This window comes from Sinomonas terrae (genome assembly GCF_022539255.1).
In the GTDB taxonomy this organism is placed as follows: Bacteria; Actinomycetota; Actinomycetes; order Actinomycetales; family Micrococcaceae; genus Sinomonas; species Sinomonas terrae.
Genome location: NZ_JAKZBV010000001.1, coordinates 3,606,802 through 3,625,040, shown reverse-complemented (window position 1 = coordinate 3,625,040; position 18,239 = coordinate 3,606,802). Strand labels below are relative to the sequence as shown.

General features: G+C 65.7%; 10 protein-coding genes, 1 tRNA gene and 3 rRNA genes. 7 read left to right on the top strand and 7 right to left on the bottom strand.

The annotated features are described in order from the left end of the window. Positions 1–308: 308 nt before the first annotated feature. The 5 genes from L0M17_RS16755 to L0M17_RS16735 all read left to right on the top strand — a co-directional run bounded on the left by L0M17_RS16755 (position 309) and on the right by L0M17_RS16735 (position 7,312). Positions 309–1,840: ribosomal RNA gene (locus tag L0M17_RS16755) — 16S ribosomal RNA — on the top strand. Between the two features lie 590 nt (positions 1,841–2,430). Then, positions 2,431–5,559, top strand: a 23S ribosomal RNA gene (locus tag L0M17_RS16750). A 151-nt stretch (positions 5,560–5,710) separates the two neighbouring features. Next, positions 5,711–5,827, top strand: a 5S ribosomal RNA gene (gene rrf, locus L0M17_RS16745). The 16S, 23S and 5S rRNA genes sit together here, the layout of an rRNA operon. Positions 5,828–6,150: 323 nt before the next feature. Then, a complete protein-coding gene (locus L0M17_RS16740) occupies positions 6,151–6,660 on the top strand; it encodes an SRPBCC domain-containing protein (RefSeq protein ID WP_241055503.1) in 510 nt (169 codons plus the stop codon). Positions 6,661–6,679: 19 nt separating this feature from the next. Beyond that, on the top strand, positions 6,680–7,312 hold the full coding sequence (locus L0M17_RS16735; RefSeq protein ID WP_241055501.1) for a DUF2461 domain-containing protein: 633 nt from the start codon (positions 6,680–6,682) through the stop codon (positions 7,310–7,312). Between the two features lie 29 nt (positions 7,313–7,341). Here the strand turns inward: L0M17_RS16735 and L0M17_RS16730 are convergent, their stop codons facing one another. From L0M17_RS16730 to L0M17_RS16715, 4 genes are all read right to left on the bottom strand, one after another. Beyond that, complete coding sequence (locus L0M17_RS16730; protein WP_241055500.1) at positions 7,342–8,769, bottom strand: DUF4032 domain-containing protein; 1,428 nt, start codon at positions 8,767–8,769, stop codon at positions 7,342–7,344. Positions 8,770–8,832: 63 nt separating this feature from the next. After that, entirely contained in the window at positions 8,833–9,912 is a 1,080-nt protein-coding gene (locus tag L0M17_RS16725; protein ID WP_241055498.1) for an ABC transporter ATP-binding protein, read from the bottom strand. A gap of 220 nt (positions 9,913–10,132) precedes the next feature. Further along, a complete protein-coding gene (otsB, locus tag L0M17_RS16720; protein WP_241055496.1) occupies positions 10,133–10,942 on the bottom strand; it encodes a trehalose-phosphatase in 810 nt (269 codons plus the stop codon). Further along, complete coding sequence (locus L0M17_RS16715; protein WP_372498037.1) at positions 10,935–12,407, bottom strand: alpha,alpha-trehalose-phosphate synthase (UDP-forming); 1,473 nt, start codon at positions 12,405–12,407, stop codon at positions 10,935–10,937. The genes otsB and L0M17_RS16715 overlap by 8 nt, the downstream gene beginning before the upstream one ends. Positions 12,408–12,600: 193 nt before the next feature. On the opposite strand from L0M17_RS16715, the gene L0M17_RS16710 reads away from it, so the two are divergent. Together L0M17_RS16710 and L0M17_RS16705 are read left to right on the top strand one after the other, a co-directional pair. Further along, positions 12,601–13,503 (top strand): DsbA family protein, encoded by a 903-nt coding sequence (locus L0M17_RS16710; protein ID WP_241055493.1) that lies wholly within the window; start codon positions 12,601–12,603, stop codon positions 13,501–13,503. 108 nt (positions 13,504–13,611) lie between these two features. After that, a tRNA-Thr gene (locus L0M17_RS16705) sits at positions 13,612–13,685 on the top strand. A 729-nt stretch (positions 13,686–14,414) separates the two neighbouring features. On the opposite strand, the gene L0M17_RS16700 is transcribed toward L0M17_RS16705, so the two are convergent. Genes L0M17_RS16700 through L0M17_RS16690 form a run of 3 tightly spaced genes read right to left on the bottom strand, consistent with a single transcriptional unit; the run spans position 14,415 to position 18,229 of the window. Next, positions 14,415–16,232, bottom strand: coding sequence for a multidrug effflux MFS transporter (locus L0M17_RS16700; protein ID WP_241055492.1), 1,818 nt, complete (start codon positions 16,230–16,232; stop codon positions 14,415–14,417). Between the two features lie 8 nt (positions 16,233–16,240). Beyond that, positions 16,241–17,275 carry a 4-hydroxy-2-oxovalerate aldolase gene (dmpG, locus tag L0M17_RS16695; protein WP_241055490.1) on the bottom strand — a complete coding sequence of 345 codons (1,035 nt, stop codon included), beginning with the start codon at positions 17,273–17,275 and terminating at the stop codon, positions 16,241–16,243. Between the two features lie 12 nt (positions 17,276–17,287). Further along, positions 17,288–18,229 carry an acetaldehyde dehydrogenase (acetylating) gene (locus tag L0M17_RS16690; protein WP_241055488.1) on the bottom strand — a complete coding sequence of 314 codons (942 nt, stop codon included), beginning with the start codon at positions 18,227–18,229 and terminating at the stop codon, positions 17,288–17,290. Positions 18,230–18,239 lie beyond the last annotated feature (10 nt).

Genomic DNA, 18,239 nt, shown 5'->3' with positions numbered 1-18,239 from the left:
GCGGTGCCAAGACTTCTTGTTCAACACCACACAGCCTGCTGGCCGAACGGCCGGTTTGACTCGGTGAGGCAGAACAGGTAAGTTTGAAAAGTTGCTTCGGAGCGAGCCAGGGGTTCTGGTGGGGTTCCGGAGGGGCCTGTTGTTTGAGAACTCAATAGTGTGCCATGTTCGATTGACGCCATTTTTTTGATGGCTGTATTGCCTGGCCTGCGCGCCCCTGTGTGCGGGCTGGGTTTTTGGCTTGGATCTGGTGGTCGGGGGTGTCCTTTTTCCGGGGCGCGTGCCGGCTGCCTGTGCTTTTTTGTTTTTTGACGGAGAGTTTGATCCTGGCTCAGGATGAACGCTGGCGGCGTGCTTAACACATGCAAGTCGGACGATGATGCCCCTTCGGGGGTGGATTAGTGGCGAACGGGTGAGTAACACGTGAGCAACCTGCCCTTGACTCTGGGATAAGCCTGGGAAACTGGGTCTAATACCGGATGTCCGCTTCCTGCCGCATGGTGGGGGGTGGAAAGCCTTGTGCGGTCTTGGATGGGCTCGCGGCCTATCAGCTTGTTGGTGGGGTGATGGCCTACCAAGGCGACGACGGGTAGCCGGCCTGAGAGGGTGACCGGCCACACTGGGACTGAGACACGGCCCAGACTCCTACGGGAGGCAGCAGTGGGGAATATTGCACAATGGGCGCAAGCCTGATGCAGCGACGCCGCGTGGGGGATGACGGCCTTCGGGTTGTAAACCCCTTTCGGCGGGGAACAAGCCGCTTCGGTGGTGAGGGTACCCGCGGAAGAAGCGCCGGCTAACTACGTGCCAGCAGCCGCGGTAATACGTAGGGCGCGAGCGTTATCCGGAATTATTGGGCGTAAAGAGCTCGTAGGCGGTTTGTCGCGTCTGCTGTGAAAGCCCGGGGCTCAACCCCGGGTCTGCAGTGGGTACGGGCAGGCTGGAGTGCAGTAGGGGAGACTGGAATTCCTGGTGTAGCGGTGAAATGCGCAGATATCAGGAGGAACACCGATGGCGAAGGCAGGTCTCTGGGCTGTAACTGACGCTGAGGAGCGAAAGCGTGGGGAGCGAACAGGATTAGATACCCTGGTAGTCCACGCCGTAAACGTTGGGCACTAGGTGTGGGGGGCATTCCACGTCCTCCGCGCCGCAGCTAACGCATTAAGTGCCCCGCCTGGGGAGTACGGCCGCAAGGCTAAAACTCAAAGGAATTGACGGGGGCCCGCACAAGCGGCGGAGCATGCGGATTAATTCGATGCAACGCGAAGAACCTTACCAAGGCTTGACATGGGCCGGACAGGGCTGGAGACAGTCCCTCCCTTCGGGGCCGGTCCACAGGTGGTGCATGGTTGTCGTCAGCTCGTGTCGTGAGATGTTGGGTTAAGTCCCGCAACGAGCGCAACCCTCGTTCCATGTTGCCAGCACTTGAAGGTGGGGACTCATGGGAGACTGCCGGGGTCAACTCGGAGGAAGGTGGGGACGACGTCAAATCATCATGCCCCTTATGCCTTGGGCTTCACGCATGCTACAATGGCCGGTACAAAGGGTTGCGATGCTGTGAGGCTGAGCCAATCCCAGAAAGCCGGTCTCAGTTCGGATTGGGGTCTGCAACTCGACCCCATGAAGTCGGAGTCGCTAGTAATCGCAGATCAGCAACGCTGCGGTGAATACGTTCCCGGGCCTTGTACACACCGCCCGTCAAGTCACGAAAGTCGGTAACACCCGAAGCCGGTGGCCCAACCCCCCTGTGGGGAGGGAGCCGTCGAAGGTGGGACTGGCGATTGGGACTAAGTCGTAACAAGGTAGCCGTACCGGAAGGTGCGGCTGGATCACCTCCTTTCTAAGGAGCCCCTCCCCGTTGCGGGTGCCGGCGCGCTGCGCCGGTGTGCCCGTGGGGCAGGTGGGAGCCCGTTGCGCAGGCGGATGCCCTGCGGCGGGTGCTCGTGGGTGGAACGTCATATCGGATGGCCTGGCGCCCTGTGGGGTGCCGTGGTGCGAGTACGTCCCGTGCCCTCCCTGTTCCCGTCTCTGTGCGGGTGCGGGGGGTGTGCTGGGGCTGGAAAGCGGCTGCGGTGCCCGGTGGGGCCGGGCCGGCGCGTGCGCCTTCCCTTGGTGGGGGGTGTGCGGGTGGTGGCACGCTGTTGGGTCCTGGGGCAGCAGTCCCGGATCTGTTCCCTTCCGGGTCCTCCCCGTTGTCCCCTTGTGGGGTGCGGGGGGCCGGTGGGGGTTGTTGTTTGAGAACTGTATAGTGGACGCGAGCATCTTGCGGTGCCATGGGCCCGGGTGCCTCCCTTTCTGTGGGGGGTGCGGGGGTCGTGTGGTGCCGTGTGCAATTTCTTCTTTTTGTTTCTTGGTCCTGCGCCCTGCTGCTTTCGGGTGGTGGGGTTGCGGGCCTTGTTCCTTGGAAGTGTTTTTTTGTGCCCGTGTGGGTGCGAGGTTTTCAAGGGCGTACGGTGGATGCCTTGGCATCGGGAGCCGATGAAGGACGTGGGAATCTGCGATAAGCCTGGGGGAGTCGATAACCGGACGGTGATCCCAGGGTGTCCGAATGGGGAAACCCCGCCGCATGTCATGTGCGGTGACCTGCCGCTGAACGCATAGGCGGTGTGGGGGGAACGCGGGGAAGTGAAACATCTCAGTACCCGCAGGAAGAGAAAACAACAGTGATTCCGTCAGTAGTGGCGAGCGAACGCGGACGAGGGCCAAACTGTGCGCGTGCGATACCCGGCAGGGGTTGCGCGCATGGGGTTGTGGGGTCCTGCTTGGTGCGTCTGCCGGCGTGCCGGGGCGTGGTGGGGTATAGGCGAACGGTCTTGAACGGCCGGCCGGAGTGGGTGTGAGTCCCGTAGCCGTGAATGCCCTGCTTTTCGTCCTTGCGGGTGTCCCCGAGTAGCACGGGGCCCGAGGAATCCCGTGTGAATCTGTCAGGACCACCTGATAAGCCTGAATACTACCCGATGACCGATAGCGGACCAGTACCGTGAGGGAAAGGTGAAAAGTACCCCGGGAGGGGAGTGAAAGAGTACCTGAAACCGTGCGCCTACAATCCGTCAGAGCCGGCTTGTTCCGGTGATGGCGTGCCTTTTGAAGAATGAGCCTGCGAGTTAGTGCCGTGTCGCGAGGTTAACCCGTGTGGGGGAGCCGCAGCGAAAGCGAGTCTGAACAGGGCGTTCAGTGGCGCGGTCTAGACCCGAAGCGGGGTGATCTACCCATGGCCAGGTTGAAGCGACGGTAAGACGTCGTGGAGGACCGAACCCACTTCAGTTGAAAATGGAGGGGATGAGCTGTGGGTAGGGGTGAAAGGCCAATCAAACCCCGTGATAGCTGGTTCTCCCCGAAATGCATTTAGGTGCAGCGTTGCGTGTTCCTTGCCGGAGGTAGAGCTACTGGATGGCCGATGGGCCCGACCAGGTTACTGACGTCAGCCAAACTCCGAATGCCGGCAAGACCAGCGCAGCAGTGAGACCGCGGGGGATAAGCTCCGTGGTCGAGAGGGAAACAGCCCAGACCGCCGGCTAAGGCCCCCAAGCGTGTGCTAAGTGGGAAAGGATGTGGAGTCGCAGAGACAACCAGGAGGTTGGCTTAGAAGCAGCCACCCTTGAAAGAGTGCGTAATAGCTCACTGGTCAAGTGATTCCGCGCCGACAATGTAGCGGGGCTCAAGCACACCGCCGAAGCCGCGGCAGTCCCATGCGTCCCTAGCCTTCGTGGTTCAGGGGTGGGGCTGGGTAGGGGAGCGTCGTGCGGGCGTCTGAAGCCGCCGGGTGACCGAGCGGTGGAGCCCGCACGAGTGAGAATGCAGGCATGAGTAGCGAAAGACGGGTGGGAAACCCGTCCGCCGGATGATCAAGGGTTCCAGGGTCAAGCTAATCTGCCCTGGGTGAGTCGGGACCTAAGGCGAGGCCGACAGGCGTAGTCGATGGACAACGGGCCGATATTCCCGTACCGGCGAAGGACCGCCAGTGCCGGAGGGCCGATGCTAACCGACGGATCCCCGTCGCCCTTCCCGCCCTTCGGGGCGGGGGGTGCGGGGTGAGCGCGGGAACCGAGGCCCCGAGGCAAGCGCATTAACAGGTGTGACGCAGGAAGGCAGCCCGGCCAGGCGATGGTTGACCTGGTCCAAGGATGTAGGGCGGACGGTAGGGAAATCCGCCGTCCATGTGCCTGAGGTCCGACGGGACCCCCGCGAGGGGGGATCGGGTGATCCTATGCTGCCGAGAAAAGCATCGGCGCGAGGTCCTAGCCGCCCGTACCCCAAACCGACACAGGTGATCAGGTAGAGGATACCGAGGCGATCGAGAGAATCGCGGTCAAGGAACTCGGCAAAATGCCCCCGTAACTTCGGGAGAAGGGGGACCCCGACCCTGGAGGCCACGCGCTGGCCCGAGGGGGGAGGGGTCGCAGAGACCAGGGGGAAGCGACTGTTTACTAAAAACACAGGTCCGTGCGAAGTCGCAAGACGATGTATACGGACTGACTCCTGCCCGGTGCTGGAAGGTCAAGAGGACCCGTCAGCCCCCTCCGTGGGGTGAAGCGGAGAATTCAAGCCCCAGTAAACGGCGGTGGTAACTATAACCATCCTAAGGTAGCGAAATTCCTTGTCGGGTAAGTTCCGACCTGCACGAATGGAGTAACGACTTCCCCGCTGTCTCGACCGCGAGCTCGGCGAAATTGCACTACGAGTAAAGATGCTCGTTACGCGCAGCAGGACGGAAAGACCCCGAGACCTTCACTACAGTTTGGTATTGGTGTCCGGAGCGGCTTGTGTAGGATAGGTGGGAGACTGCGAAGCGGGCACGCCAGTGCCGGTGGAGTCGCCGTTGAAATACCACTCTGGTCGCTTTGGGCATCTCAACCTCGGCCCGTGATCCGGGCCAGGGACAGTGCCTGACGGGTAGTTTAACTGGGGCGGTTGCCTCCCAAAGGGTAACGGAGGCGCCCAAAGGTCCCCTCAGCCTGGTCGGCAACCAGGTGGCGAGTGCAAGTGCACAAGGGGGCTTGACTGTGAGAGAGGCATCTCGAGCAGGGACGAAAGTCGGGACTAGTGATCCGGCGGCACCTCGTGGAAGGGCCGTCGCTCAACGGATAAAAGGTACCTCGGGGATAACAGGCTGATCTTGCCCAAGAGTCCATATCGACGGCATGGTTTGGCACCTCGATGTCGGCTCGTCGCATCCTGGGGCTGGAGTAGGTCCCAAGGGTTGGGCTGTTCGCCCATTAAAGCGGTACGCGAGCTGGGTTTAGAACGTCGTGAGACAGTTCGGTCCCTATCCGCTGCGCGCGCAGGAGATCTGAGAAGGGCTGTCCCCAGTACGAGAGGACCGGGACGGACGAACCTCTGGTGTGGCAGTTGTACCGCCAGGTGCACCGCTGCTTGGCTACGTTCGGATGGGATAACCGCTGAAAGCATCTAAGCGGGAAGCCCGCTTCGAGATGAGATCTCCAAGGACATCTGTCCTGAAGGCCCCCAGCAGACCACTGGGTTGATAGGCCGGACGTGGAAGCAGGGACCAAAGACCTGCGAAGCCGACCGGTACTAATAGGCCGACAGCCTCACACACACACACACAACGGCACTGCCCGCGTCCACTCTACGGTCCCCGGACAACAACCCCACGGGAACCAGCACAACAGAACACAGCACCGCGCACCAGCGCACCGCGACCGCACGCTTCCACCACCCCCCTGCCGGGGGCGGCTGGGAAAAGGGTTACGGCGGCCATAGCGTGGGGGAAACGCCCGGACCCATCCCGAACCCGGAAGCTAAGCCCCACAGCGCCGATGGTACTGCACCCGCCAGGGTGTGGGAGAGTAGGACACCGCCGGACAGCACCACACGCCGAGGGCCCCACAACGACAGTGGGGCCCTCGCCGCACTTAAAAGGACCACCACAGGCACCCAGAGACGACCACAGGCACCCCGGCACCCGCAACAGGCAGACCAAGGCGGCCACAGGCACGCCGGGCCCCCGCAACACAGCCCGCTTCCCCGTCTCGGGTACAGAAAACCCACCCCACAGGCATCACGGGTACGCGAACCCGCCCCCACAGGGGTTTCGGGTGCAGATCATCTGTACCCGAAACGGACGGTTTGGGTGCGGGACCCAATTTGCCCTGCCCCGGTCCGAGGAGGAGCGGTAGGATCTCACGCGTGGATCCCCTGTTCTCCCACCGTCCGCAGTCAGACGAGCGTCCGCTGGCTCAGGAGGCGCCTCCGCCCCGCGTCTACCGTTTCACCGTTCCTGCACCCCGCGATGTCGCCTACAGCGCCTTCACCGGGGATCTGCACCTGTGGTGGCCCTCCAATTACACCGGCTTCGGCGAAGGAACTCATCCTTATATCGAGGACGGCGTCGTCGGCGAGGAGTCCGAAACGGGAGAGAGCCAAATGTGGGGCGAAGTGCTCTCGGAGGATCCGCCGTCGTCGATCGAACTGGCCTGGACGCTCGCGTGGCGAGCCGCGGCTCCCATGCGCGTGCTCGTCGAGTTCGACGAGGCGGAGGGTGGTGCGTCGACGACAGTGACATTCACCCACGACGGGTGGGCTACCGGTTCTGAGGGTCGGGAACAATACGAGAAGTACAGCGAGTGGCCCCTCATCTTGGGCCGCTACGTCGCCTACTTCGGAGTGTCTCCGGAAGCCATCGAGACCGTGCGCTGAGGGGCTGATGATCCTTCCGATGAGCAGCTTTGAAGGATTTCCCGCCGACGGGCTCGCGTTCTACGCTGGGCTCGAAGACAACAACAACCGTGAATGGTGGCTCGAGCACAAGGACGTCTACGAGCGCGCTGTTCGTGGCCCGATGCTGGCGCTGCTGGACGAACTCTCGGACGAGTTCGGTGAGGGCAAGGCGTTCCGGCCCAACCGCGACATCCGGTTCAGCAAGGACAAGTCTCCGTACAAGACCTCTCAAGGCGGCTTCGCAGCGACGGGTGAAGGGATGGGCTACTACCTCCACCTCGACGCCACGGGCCTTTTGGTGGGCGGTGGCTACCACTCGCACACACCGGCCCAGACCGGGAAGTTCCGCGCCGCCGTCGACGCCAACTCACCGGGGGAGGAACTCGTCCGCATCGTCGCCGAACTCCGGGACAAGGGCTACGTGGTGGAGGGCGAGCGGCTCAAGACCGTTCCCCGCGAGTTCGCGCCCGACCACCCACGGAGCGAACTCCTGAAGTACAAGTCGCTCACGGCCGGGCGCGCGCTCGGCATCCCCGGGTGGCTCAGCACGCCCGAGGCAAGGGACCGCGTGCGGGACTGCTGGAACGAGCTCCGGCCCCTCGTCGAGTGGCTCACGGAGCATGTCGGCTAGGCGCCACCCCGTCCTCTAGCCGGCTCGCGTCAGTCGGCCTGGACGGGGTCTTCGACGTCGACGTCGGCTTCGTCGTCGTCGAACTCGTCCTCCGCCTGCCGCGCGGCCTCGGCCTCGAGGATCTTGAGCGTCTGTGTGTCGGGATTGAGCATGATCGCGGCCTCGTCCCGCCGATGCCGGAGCACGGTGTCGATGTAGGACTGGAGGGTTTCCGCGAGCGGCACATGCCTGTCGAGCTTCTCCGACATGTACCAGCGGTGTTCGAGGACTTGATGAACGACCTCGGCGGGCTCGAGCTTCCCGGAGAGCTCCTTCGGGATGGCCCGGACGATCGGCTCGAAGACTTGGCTCACCCACGCGTGGGCAGCGATCTCCTCGTCCTGGTCGGGGAAGTTGTCGGCGCGGAACGAGTCCATGTCGTTGAGCAGCCGGCGGGCCTGATTCTCCTGGGCGTCCAGACCAGTGAGGCGAAGCAGCCGCCGCTGGTGGTGACCGGCGTCGACCACTTTGGGCTGAAGCTGGATCGTGGAGCCGCCCGCCGTCGTCTTGATCGCATACTCCTCGACGTCGAAGCCGAGCTCATTGAGCCGCCGGATGCGGGCGCTCACGCGCCAGCGCTCGCCCAGCTCGAAGGACTCCTTCTCCGTCAGCTCAGCCCAGAGGTTCCGGTAGGAATCCATGATGCGCTCGCTCGTAGCGACCGGATCGACCTCGGTGTCGATCAGCCCGCCCTCGAGGAGGTCCATGAGCTCGCCGGCGATGTTGACCCGGGCGATCTCGAGATCGTACTCGCGCTGGCCGGTAGAGAGGTCCGGGTATAGCTCGCCAGTCTCGGCGTCCACGAGATAGGCGGCGAACGCCCCCGCGTCGCGCCGGAAGAGCGTGTTGGAGAGCGAAACGTCGCCCCAGTAGAAGCCGATGAGGTGCAGCCGCACGAGGAGGAGCGCCTGCGCATCGATGAGGCGCGTGAGCGTGTCCTTGCGCAGCATCTGGGAGAACAGTGCGCGATAGGGGAGCGAGAACTTCAGGTGGCGCGTCACGAGCACGGGGTCGAGTGGCCGGCCGTCTGGCGTCTGGCGATCGCGGATGACGGCGACCGGCTCCACACAGGGGACGTCGAGCCGCTGGAGGCGGCGCAGCATGTGGTACTCGTGCCGGGCGATGTGCTCGCCCGTCTCCTTGACGGCGATGACCGAGCCGCCGAGCTTCGCGAAGCGCACGATGTGCCGCGAGATACCGCGGGGGAGGGCGGCGAGGTACTCCTCGGGCCACTCCTCGAGGGCTATGTGCCACGGGAGGTCCAGGAGCTCGGGGTCAGCCGCCGCGGCCGTGATGCTGAGGGACCCCATGACGTTCGCGGGGGGCGGATCGTTGAGCGGTTGCTTGCGGGGAAGCTTGCCCAGCATGTCGTAGTCGGTCGGCTCGTCCTGCCAGTTGGCGCCGTTCATCATGCTCATTTCCCGGGGAAACGGCTGTGCCCGCCGGAGAACCGGCGGGCACAGCGCTGTGTCCTGACCAGACTAGCCGAGGCGCTCGCCCGACTTCGTATCGAACAGGTGGACGTGACCCTGCTGCGGGCGCACCCACACCGTGTCACCCTTCATCGGAGGGCGGCGGCCGTCAGTACGGGCGACGATGTCATGAGACTGGCCGTTCACATTGGTGTGGCCGTAGATGTAGGCGTCGGCGCCGAGCTCCTCGACCACGTCGACCTCGACCGCGAGGCCATCGCCCTGGGTCGTGGACTCGAGGTCCTCCGGCCGAACGCCGAGCGTGACCGTGTTGCCCGAAGCCTCGGCAAGGACATCGCGGGAAACCGGGTACACGGCGCCGCCGAACTGGACGCCGCCGTCGGCCTCGGGAAGCTCGAGGAGGTTCATCGCGGGCGAGCCGATGAAGCCGGCCACGAAGACGTTCTGGGGCTTGTCGTAGAGGTTGCGCGGCGTGTCCACCTGCTGCAGGAGGCCATCCTTGAGCACCGCGACGCGATCGCCCATGGTCATCGCCTCGACCTGGTCGTGGGTGACGTAGACCGTGGTGACGCCGAGGCGGCGGGTGAGCGACGCGATCTGCGTGCGGGTCTGGACACGGAGCTTGGCGTCGAGGTTCGAGAGCGGCTCGTCCATGAGGAAGACCTGCGGGTTACGGACGATGGCGCGGCCCATCGCGACGCGCTGACGCTGGCCACCGGAGAGGGCCTTCGGTTTGCGGTCGAGGTACTGCTCGAGGTCGAGGAGCTTCGCGGCTTCGCGAACACGCTGTGCGCGCTCCTCCTTCGACACCCCCGCGATCTTGAGGGCGAAGCCCATGTTGTCCGCGACCGTCATGTGCGGGTACAGGGCGTAGTTCTGGAACACCATCGCGATGTCGCGATCCTTCGGCGGGACGTCCGTGACGTCGCGATCACCGATCAGAATGCGGCCGGAGTTGACGTCCTCCAAGCCAGCCAGCATGCGCAGGGAGGTGGACTTTCCGCAGCCGGAGGGGCCGACCAGAACGAGGAATTCGCCGTCTGCGATCTGGATGTTGAGCTTGTCCACCGCGGGCTTATCGGTGCCCGGGTACAGGCGTGTTGCGTTGTCGAACGTCACTGTTGCCACAGTAATCTGTCCCTTCACCGGCAGGTACGTGCCGGACGATCCGTAGTGAATGGTTCGTGTTGTTCAGTTGTATGCCGTCAGGGGCTGCCCAAGCTGGCATCGCCGATTCTGGCATGGAGCGAGCCGAGGCGGTCTACCCCGGCTCACAAACGAGTATGGCATGTGTCACACCTTGTTCCCAAGTGTGACGTCTCCCACAGGGGTGGCCGTGGCCGAATAGTTATGTGGCGCGCTCTGCCCTGTGCTCGGGGCGGTGCGCCCCGCGCAGCAGCACGAGAAGCGCCATCGCTTCGGCGATGTCGCCGGGCTCCCGCACACGGAAGGCCGCCGCCGTCTCGCCGTCGCCCACCTTGATCCCGACGTCGCCCGCCTCCAAGGCGAGGAAGCCGTCCTCGTCGGTGACGTCGTCGCCGGCGAACAGGACGGCGTCCGCCTCGGTGACCTGACGCAGGAAGGCGATTCCCTCGCCCTTCGTCGCATGGACCACGGAGCCCTCGAGGACGCGCTTGCCCGTCTTGAGGTAGATGTCCCCTCGTTCGGCCAAGCGCTCGCGAGCCGCCCCCACGGCGGCCTCGGCGACGTCGTCGTCCGCCTGGCGCGTGTGGAGGACGCGCCCGGCCGGCTTCTCCTCGACCCACGTCCCCGGGGCGTGCGCGGCGACCTGCGCGAAGGCGGCGTGCAGCGCCTCAAGCGCGCGGCGCTGGTCCTCGTCCAGAGCCACTGGATGCTCCTGGCCATCGAGACGGACCTCGGCCCCGTGGCTTCCGATGAGCAGCGTGCGGGGGTCAGGGGAGGCGACGTCGGTCAGGCTCGCGAGCGACCGGCCCGAGACGTAGGCGGTCCACGTCCCCGCGAGGCCCGCAAGCTCGGCCACCGCTGCGGCAGTCTCCGGGAGCGGGCGGGCCTGCTCAGCCCGCTCGACGATGGGGGCGACGACGCCGTCGAAGTCGAGGGCCACCAGCAAGCGGTCGACGGCGGCGAGCCGCTCGAGTGCGCTGCGCAGCTCCGAAGGGACTGCTGGGCTAGCCATGGGTGACCTCCGCAAGACGGTTGAGGAAGGCAGCCGACCATTCCTCGACGTTGTGGACAATGATCTGACGCCGCATCGCCTTCATGCGGCGGCTCGCCGCGCCGGGCGGCAGGTTGATGGCTGCAACCATCGCTTCCTTGAGCCCCGCGATGTCGTGCGGGTTGATCAGCAATGCCTGCTTGAGCTGGTCTGCGGCGCCGGTGAACTCGCTCAGGACCAGCGCCCCGCTGCCGTCGTAGCGGGCCGCGACGTACTCCTTCGCGACGAGGTTCATCCCGTCCCGCAGCGCCGTCACCAGCATGACGTCCGCCGCGAGGTAGAGGGCCACCATCTCTTCGACCGGGTAATTGTGGTGGAGGTAGCGGACGGCCGTGTGCTGGAGGGTGTCGAAGGCGCCGTTGATGCGGCCGACGGTACCCTCGACCTCCTCGCGGAGCAGGCGGTACTGCTCGACGCGCTCGCGGCTCGGGCTCGCGACCTGCACGAGGGTCACCTCGCCGACCTTGACGCGCTCGTCGACGAGGAGTTCCTCGAACGCCTTGAGCCGGTGGCGGATGCCCTTCGTGTAGTCGAGGCGGTCGACGCCGAGCATGATCGTCTTGGGATCGCCCAGATCATGGCGGATCTGCCGGGCGCGCTCCTGGATCTCCGGGTGGCGCGCGAGCTGGGAGATGCGCTCCGTGTCGATCGAGATCGGGAACGCCTCCGCGTGGACTGCGCGCTCTCCTCGGCCGACGAGGAGATTCGTGCCCTTGCCGCCGGCGCCGCCGTAGCGCCGCGCCGCGCGGGCGAAGTTCAGGGCGTCGTTGGGGCGCTGGAAGCCGACGAGGTCGGCCCCGAGGAGACCCTCGAGGACCTGACGGCGCCACGGGAGCTGGGAGAAGATCTCCGGCGGGGGGAACGGAATGTGGTTGAAGAAGCCGATCCGGAGGTCGGGTCGCCGGGCACGGAGGATCGCCGGGACGAGCTGGAGCTGGTAGTCCTGCACCCAGACTGTCGCGTGGTCGGCGGCGCGAGACAGGACGGCGAGGGCGAAGCGCTCGTTGATGCGGCGGTAGGCGTCCCACCACGTGCGGTGGAACTCGGGCGGGGCGATGACGTCGTGGTAAAGGGGCCAGAGGGTCGCGTTGGAGAAGCCCTCGTAGTAGAGCTCGACCTCCGAGGCCGAGAGTCCCACTGGCACGAGGGCCATGCCGTCATATTCGAAGGGCTCGATCTCCTCGTCGGGGGAGCCGACCCAGCCGATCCACGCGCCGTCGGACTTTTCCATGATCGGGGCGAGCGCAGTGACAAGGCCGCCGGGGGAGCGCTTCCAGCCTTCGTCCGGGCTGTCTCCGGCTCGATCCACAGGCAAACGGTTCGCGACGACCAGGAAGTCATAGGATCCTGCCGCCCTGCCGTCCTTGGCCGCCGTGTCTGGTGCTGTCCGTTCAGTGTCCTGATCCACTCTCGCGCTACCTCGCATTCGCTGGAATCTCCCTCCACCCTACCGGGGAGCGGTGCGGCGACGATCACAGAGCAATCAAGGAACCGCGCGGATTGGCCGATCGTTTCGCCGGTTAAGTGCTTCTGCCGGGCTGCTTCAGGCCTGCTGGAATACACTGTCCCCGACGCCGACCGGGCGCGCTGAGGCGTGCCGCGACCTGACACGAGGAACAATGAGCCCCTCCAATCAACCACGCCCCACGAAAGCGGAGCGGACCGCCGCTGCCCGCGAGAAGGCCCGCCAGATCCGCGAGGCACAGCAGAAGAAGGAGAAGCGGAACCGGCTTCTCGTCCGGTGGGGTGTCGTGGTGGCGCTCGTGGCGGTCATCGCCATCATCGCGATCGTCGTCTCCTCGTCGATGCAGCAGAACGCCCCGATCGCGAACAGCGGGCCGAGCCCAGCGAACATGAATGCCAACGGGGGCATCACCCTCGGCAAGGGCAGCGCGGTGACTGCCGAGCCGGCGTCGACCGTCAACGCGTCCACGATCTCCACGCCCACCGCCCAACCCTCGCAGGGCCAGCAGGCCAATGCGAAGGGCGTCGAGGCGGCCCCCAAGGGCCAGCCTGCGAAGGTTGTTGTCTACGTGGACTTCATCTGCCCCGTGTGCGGCAACTTCGAGAAGACGTACGGCGACAAGCTCACCCAGCTGCGCAACTCGGGGCAGATCACGCTCGAGTACCGCCCGATCGCCTTCCTTGACCAGAACTCGACGACGAACTACTCGTCCCGCGCCGCGTCCGCGGCCGCGTGCGTCGCCAATCAATACCCGGACAAGTACGCGGACTTCTTCTCGCAGCTCTACGCCCAGCAGCCAGCTGAAGGGTCGGCCGGTCTCTCCGACCAGCAGCTCAAAGACATAGCGTCCAAACTCGGGGCGAACATCTCCCAATGCGTCGACAGCAAGACATATAGACCTTGGGTGAAGTACACGACTGCGCTCGCCGCCTCGTTCGGCGTGACGGGGACGCCGACAGCGTTCGTCGACGGCAAGCAGTGGGGCATCGGCGACTCCGCGAACCAGGCGTTCGACGCCTTCCTCCAAGCGGATCTCGACGCACGGGCAAAGGCGTAGCCTTCCCGGCTCGCCCGAGCTGACGTACGACGACGGCCCGGCCCCTTGGTGGGGGCCGGGCCGTTTTGCTTTGCTACCCTTGTGGGGTGCGCCCTCGCTGGGCGCTTCGCCTCCTTAGCTCAGTTGGCCAGAGCATCTGTCTTGTAAACAGAGGGTCGCCGGTTCGAATCCGGCAGGGGGCTCAGTGTTCCCAAGGGATCCGGGGGATCCGGCTCGCCGGATGGCCCGACCTCCCCCTATTTCCGTCCCTCGCCTTCCCGCGGTGCCGGGCCTGGTGGAGAAACGTGGAAGCGCTTTGCCAGTCCCACGACCTGTTTGACGCCGTCATCGCCACGATCACGGCCGGGCGGCGGCCGTGGGGGCCACCTACCGCCCGGCTGAGGAACTGGTCGACCTGGCCCGTGTGGAAGGCTGGATTCATGTTCCGAGCGTGCAGCTGGAGAAGCTCGCACCAGAGGCTTCTTCTCGATGAGAGGAGCCCTGGCGTTCTCGCCGGGGCGCCTGAACGAATCATCGGGAGCCTGACGCCCCGCGCAGACGAGGTGAAGCGGTGGTCTCGCGCTTCAAAGTAGGAGTCTGAATTACATCGCGGTCGACGTAGACGGGTGCCCTGGTCCCCGGGCCAGGGTTCGGAACCTGCGGCGCGCTGTCCTGCTCGCCAAGCCCACCCTGCGTTTTCAAGGCACCTCATCCTCGTGCACCCTTTGGGGTGCGCCCTAACGCATCTTCCACGCTGCGCCGTCGCGTCCCTCACCCGGCGGTTACGCCTTTTGGTCAGCAGCCGAGTCGCCGCGCGGTGACGGTCGGCTATCAACGGGGCGACAAGGTAGCCGGAGCCAGACCGCATAAGGCTTTGAACCGGGGCTGGTGCGTGTCTCGTTCTGTGGAAGTCGGAGGACGGTTGCAACGGGTCAGGGCCGGACGAAGAGGTCTGGGCCGAAGACGAAGGGCGTGTAGGTGTGGCCCCCGAGGACGAAGGGCGGCAGTGCGGTCATTCCGTAATGGGTGTGGATCGCGAGCGACTTGCCGTTGGCATGGTCCACGAACGCGACGCCCTCCTCGTACGAGTTCCCGAGTTCCTGGCACAGATGCAGGAGGAGCATGGTGAGCACGCCTTGGCCGCGGAAGACGGGGTCGACGGCGGTGGGTCCGTAGACGAAGCGCCGTGCGTCCGGCCTCCGTTCTGCCGCAGCTTCTACAGCTCGGGCAGCCGGCGGATTATGGGCGACGGCGTGTGGCAGGCAGGTCATGGCGAAGCCGGCGAGCCGGCCGCTTTCCGCCTCTTCCGCCACGAAGATCCCCGGGCCGGTCTCGAGACGCCTGAGGATTGGCTCGTCCATGAGCCCCTGAACGAACCCGTGCTCAGAGCGCTCCGTCTCGCTCCGGGAATCGCCTCGGGCTGCTGACATCAGACCGAGGATCGCCTCATGGTCCGAGGGCACGGAACGGCGGACGGTGAAGGTGGCTCGATGATGCAAGGCCTCAGAGTGCTGCTTGGCGGACTTCCTGCGCTCAGGCATTCGGGTACCGCCCAGCATCCAGGCGAGGATGCAGGTGCATCCGGCGGTGGCGGTCATGATGATCCCCAGCGGAACGGCGGTATGCTCGCCGCCGAGGCCCGCAAGGGGCGCGACCAGAGCCCCGAGCAGGAATTGGACAGCTCCCAGGAACGCCGATCCGCTGCCCGAGACACGGCGGACTTCCTGGAGGGCCAGCGCCGAGGCATTGCCCAAGATGAACCCGACGCTGGTCACTGCGGACAGGATGGGAAGCGCCAGGATCCAGCGGGGTACGGGCGCGACGGCGACTGCGAGGACGACGATCGAGCTGGCCAGGAGGGCGGGAACTGCCGCGCTGATGAGCCGCCGTGGACCGTAACGACCAGCGAGCCGCGACGATACGAACCCGGCCGCGACGAGCCCGACCGCATTGATCCCGAACAACAGGCCGTAGCCCGGCGCCGTGAACCCCATGACGTCCTGGTACACGAACGAACTCGCCGAGATGTACGCCATCATGGTCGCGAACGCCGTCGCGTAGAGGCCTGCGTAGCCGAGGTAGCGCGGCACCCGGAAGAGCTGGGCGAAGCCCCCTGTGATGCTCAGCTGTCCCCGTGCCGTGGGCGGGTGCGTCTCGCGGCACACCAGCAGCACCCCTGCCAGCATGAGGAGGAAGAGCGCGGCCAGCGTTGCCATGATCCCGCGCCAGCCGATCGGCCCGACAAGCATGGCGCCGAGGCTAGGCGCCACCACAGGGGCGATGCCGGTGATGGAAACCATCACGCTCATCGTCCTGGCCGTCTGGGCACCCTCGGTCAGGTCTACCACCATGGCCCTGGCGATGACGACCCCGGCCGCTCCGCACAGGCCCTGCAGCAGACGTGCCGCGACGAAGACCTCGAGCGTGGGCGCCAGAGCGGCGAGGACGGAGGATCCGACGGCCCCGGCGGTGCCGAGAAGGAGGGGCCCGATGCGGCCGAACCGGTCCGAGAGGGAACCGAAGGCCAGCTGTCCCACGGCCATCCCGATGAAGAAGCCCGTGAGGGTCAGCTGTACCGCCGAGGCCGAGGAGGAGAATTCGGACTGGATTCGGGGAAAGCCCGGAAGGTACAGGTCGGTGGTCAGGGGTGCTGCGGTGGCGAGGAGGGCGAGGACCACCAGCCAGAGTGGTTTCAGGTTCCCGCGCTCCGTCACAGCAGCGGCTCTCCTGCTCGTGATGAGGGCGGGCATCGCAACTCTCAGGCGGCCGGACGCTGCCCGGCGAGCTGGACGGCGACGTCGACGATCATGTCCTCCTGGCCGCCGACGTAGCCGGCCCTGCCGACCTCTTCGAGGATGCGGTGGGCGGGGACCCCGTAGCGCTCGGCGGCGCGCTCGGCGTGGATGAGGAACGACGAATAGACGCCCGCGTAGCCCTGCATGATGGATGCCCGGTCCATGACGGGCATGCGGGTGATGAAGGGCTTCACGACGTCCTCGGCCGCGGCCATCAGGCCCTGGACATCGACGCCGGTCCTGATCCCTAGGCGGTCGAAGGCAGCGGCGAGGACCTCCGTGGGGGAGTTGCCGGCGCCGGCGCCGAGGGCGACGAGGGTACCGTCGATCTGCTTGGCCCCGGCCCGTGCGGCAAAGACCGAGTTCGCCACGCCGAAACTCAGGTTCTGGTGGCCATGGAATCCAACCTGGGCGTCGGCGCCGAGCTCGGCCACGAGGGCGGAGACGCGCTCGGAGACATCATCGAGGATGAGGGCGCCGGCGGAGTCGACGACGTAGACGCACTGGCAGCCGGCATCGGCCATGATGCGGGCCTGCTGGGCGAGCTCCCCCGGGCCCACCCGGTGGGAGAGCATGAGGAAGCCCACTGTCTCCATGCCGAGCCTGCGGGCGTGCTGGAAGTGCTGGATGGAGATGTCGGCCTCGGTGCAGTGCGTGGCGATGCGCGCGACGGAGGCTCCCGCATCGTGGGCCTTGCTGAGGTCGTGGATGGTGCCGAGGCCCGGGAGCATGAGGACGGCGATCTTGGCCTCCTTGGCCTCGTCGGCGGCGGCGCGGACGAGGTCGAGCTCTGGGGTGAGGGAGAAGCCGTAGTTGAACGAGGACCCGCCGAGGCCGTCGCCATGGGTGACCTCGATGACCTTGATGTTCGCGTCGTCGAGGGCACGGACGACGTCACGGACGTGCCGTTCGGTGAAGCGGTGGCTCATTGCGTGGGAGCCGTCGCGCAGGGTGGTGTCGGTGAGGCGGACCTCGGGGGCATTGTCTTGGGAACCCATGCTGGCCCCTCCTTACTTCTCGGTGCCGGCGGCAGCCAGCTGGGAGCTGTCGATCTTCTCGGCGAGCAGGTCTGCTGTGCGGGTGGCGGCGGCGGTGATGATGTCGAGGTTCCCCGCGTACTCGGGGAGATAGTCCGCGGCCCCGCGCACCTGGACCCAGACCCCGACCCTGCCGTTGCCGCCCCAGTCCTCGCGGGCGGAGTCGAACTGCGGCTCTGCGCGGAGGTCGTACCCTGGGACGTAGTCCTTGATCTTTGCCACGGCCGCCTCGATCGCGGCTCGGATCGCATCCTGGGTCTCGCCCGGTTCGGCCGCCTCTGGGGGGATCGCGCAGTAGATCGTGTTGCGCATGATCATGGGGGGCTCGACCGGGTTGATGATGATGATCGCTTTGCCGCGCTTCGCGCCGCCGAGGACCTCAAGGGCCTTCGCCGTGGTCTCGGTGAACTCGTCGACGTTGGCTCGGGTGCCCGGGCCTGCTGACTTGGATGCGATGGAGGCGACGATCTCCGCGTAGTCCACCGGGACCATGGAGGAGACGGCGGCGACGATCGGGGTCGTTGCCTGGCCGGCACAGGTGATCATGTTGACGTTCAGGACGTCCTCCACCGAGTCGAGGTTCACGACCGGGGCGACATACGGACCGACGGCGGCCGGGGTCAGGTCGATCGCGTGGATTCCAGCCTCGCGGTACTTGGGTGCGTTGGCGGCGTGGGCCTTGGCCGAGGTGCACTCGAACACGAAGTCGGGCCTGTCCTCCTGTTCAAGGAGCCAGTCGACGCCCTCGGCCGAGACCGTGACGCCGAGGCGCTTCGCGCGGGCGAGGCCATCCGAATCAGGGTCGATGCCGATCATGTACCTGACCTCGAGGTTCTTCGATCGGCGCATGATCTTGAACATCAGATCTGTGCCGATATTGCCGGAGCCGATGATCGCGGCGGTCTTCTTGCGCATAGGGGTGGTT

Excerpts from the sequence above, each read along its gene's own strand:
- dmpG (WP_241055490.1), bottom strand. The coding sequence starts at position 17,275 with ATGGGTTCCCAAGACAATGCCCCCGAGGTCCGCCTCACCGACACCACC.
- L0M17_RS16715 (WP_372498037.1), bottom strand. The coding sequence starts at position 12,407 with ATGCGAGGTAGCGCGAGAGTGGATCAGGACACTGAACGGACAGCACCA.
- otsB (WP_241055496.1), bottom strand. The coding sequence starts at position 10,942 with ATGGCTAGCCCAGCAGTCCCTTCGGAGCTGCGCAGCGCACTCGAGCGG.
- L0M17_RS16730 (WP_241055500.1), bottom strand. The coding sequence starts at position 8,769 with ATGAGCATGATGAACGGCGCCAACTGGCAGGACGAGCCGACCGACTAC.
- L0M17_RS16710 (WP_241055493.1), top strand. The coding sequence starts at position 12,601 with ATGAGCCCCTCCAATCAACCACGCCCCACGAAAGCGGAGCGGACCGCC.
- L0M17_RS16700 (WP_241055492.1), bottom strand. The coding sequence starts at position 16,232 with ATGCCCGCCCTCATCACGAGCAGGAGAGCCGCTGCTGTGACGGAGCGC.
- L0M17_RS16735 (WP_241055501.1), top strand. The coding sequence starts at position 6,680 with ATGAGCAGCTTTGAAGGATTTCCCGCCGACGGGCTCGCGTTCTACGCT.
- L0M17_RS16690 (WP_241055488.1), bottom strand. The coding sequence starts at position 18,229 with ATGCGCAAGAAGACCGCCGCGATCATCGGCTCCGGCAATATCGGCACA.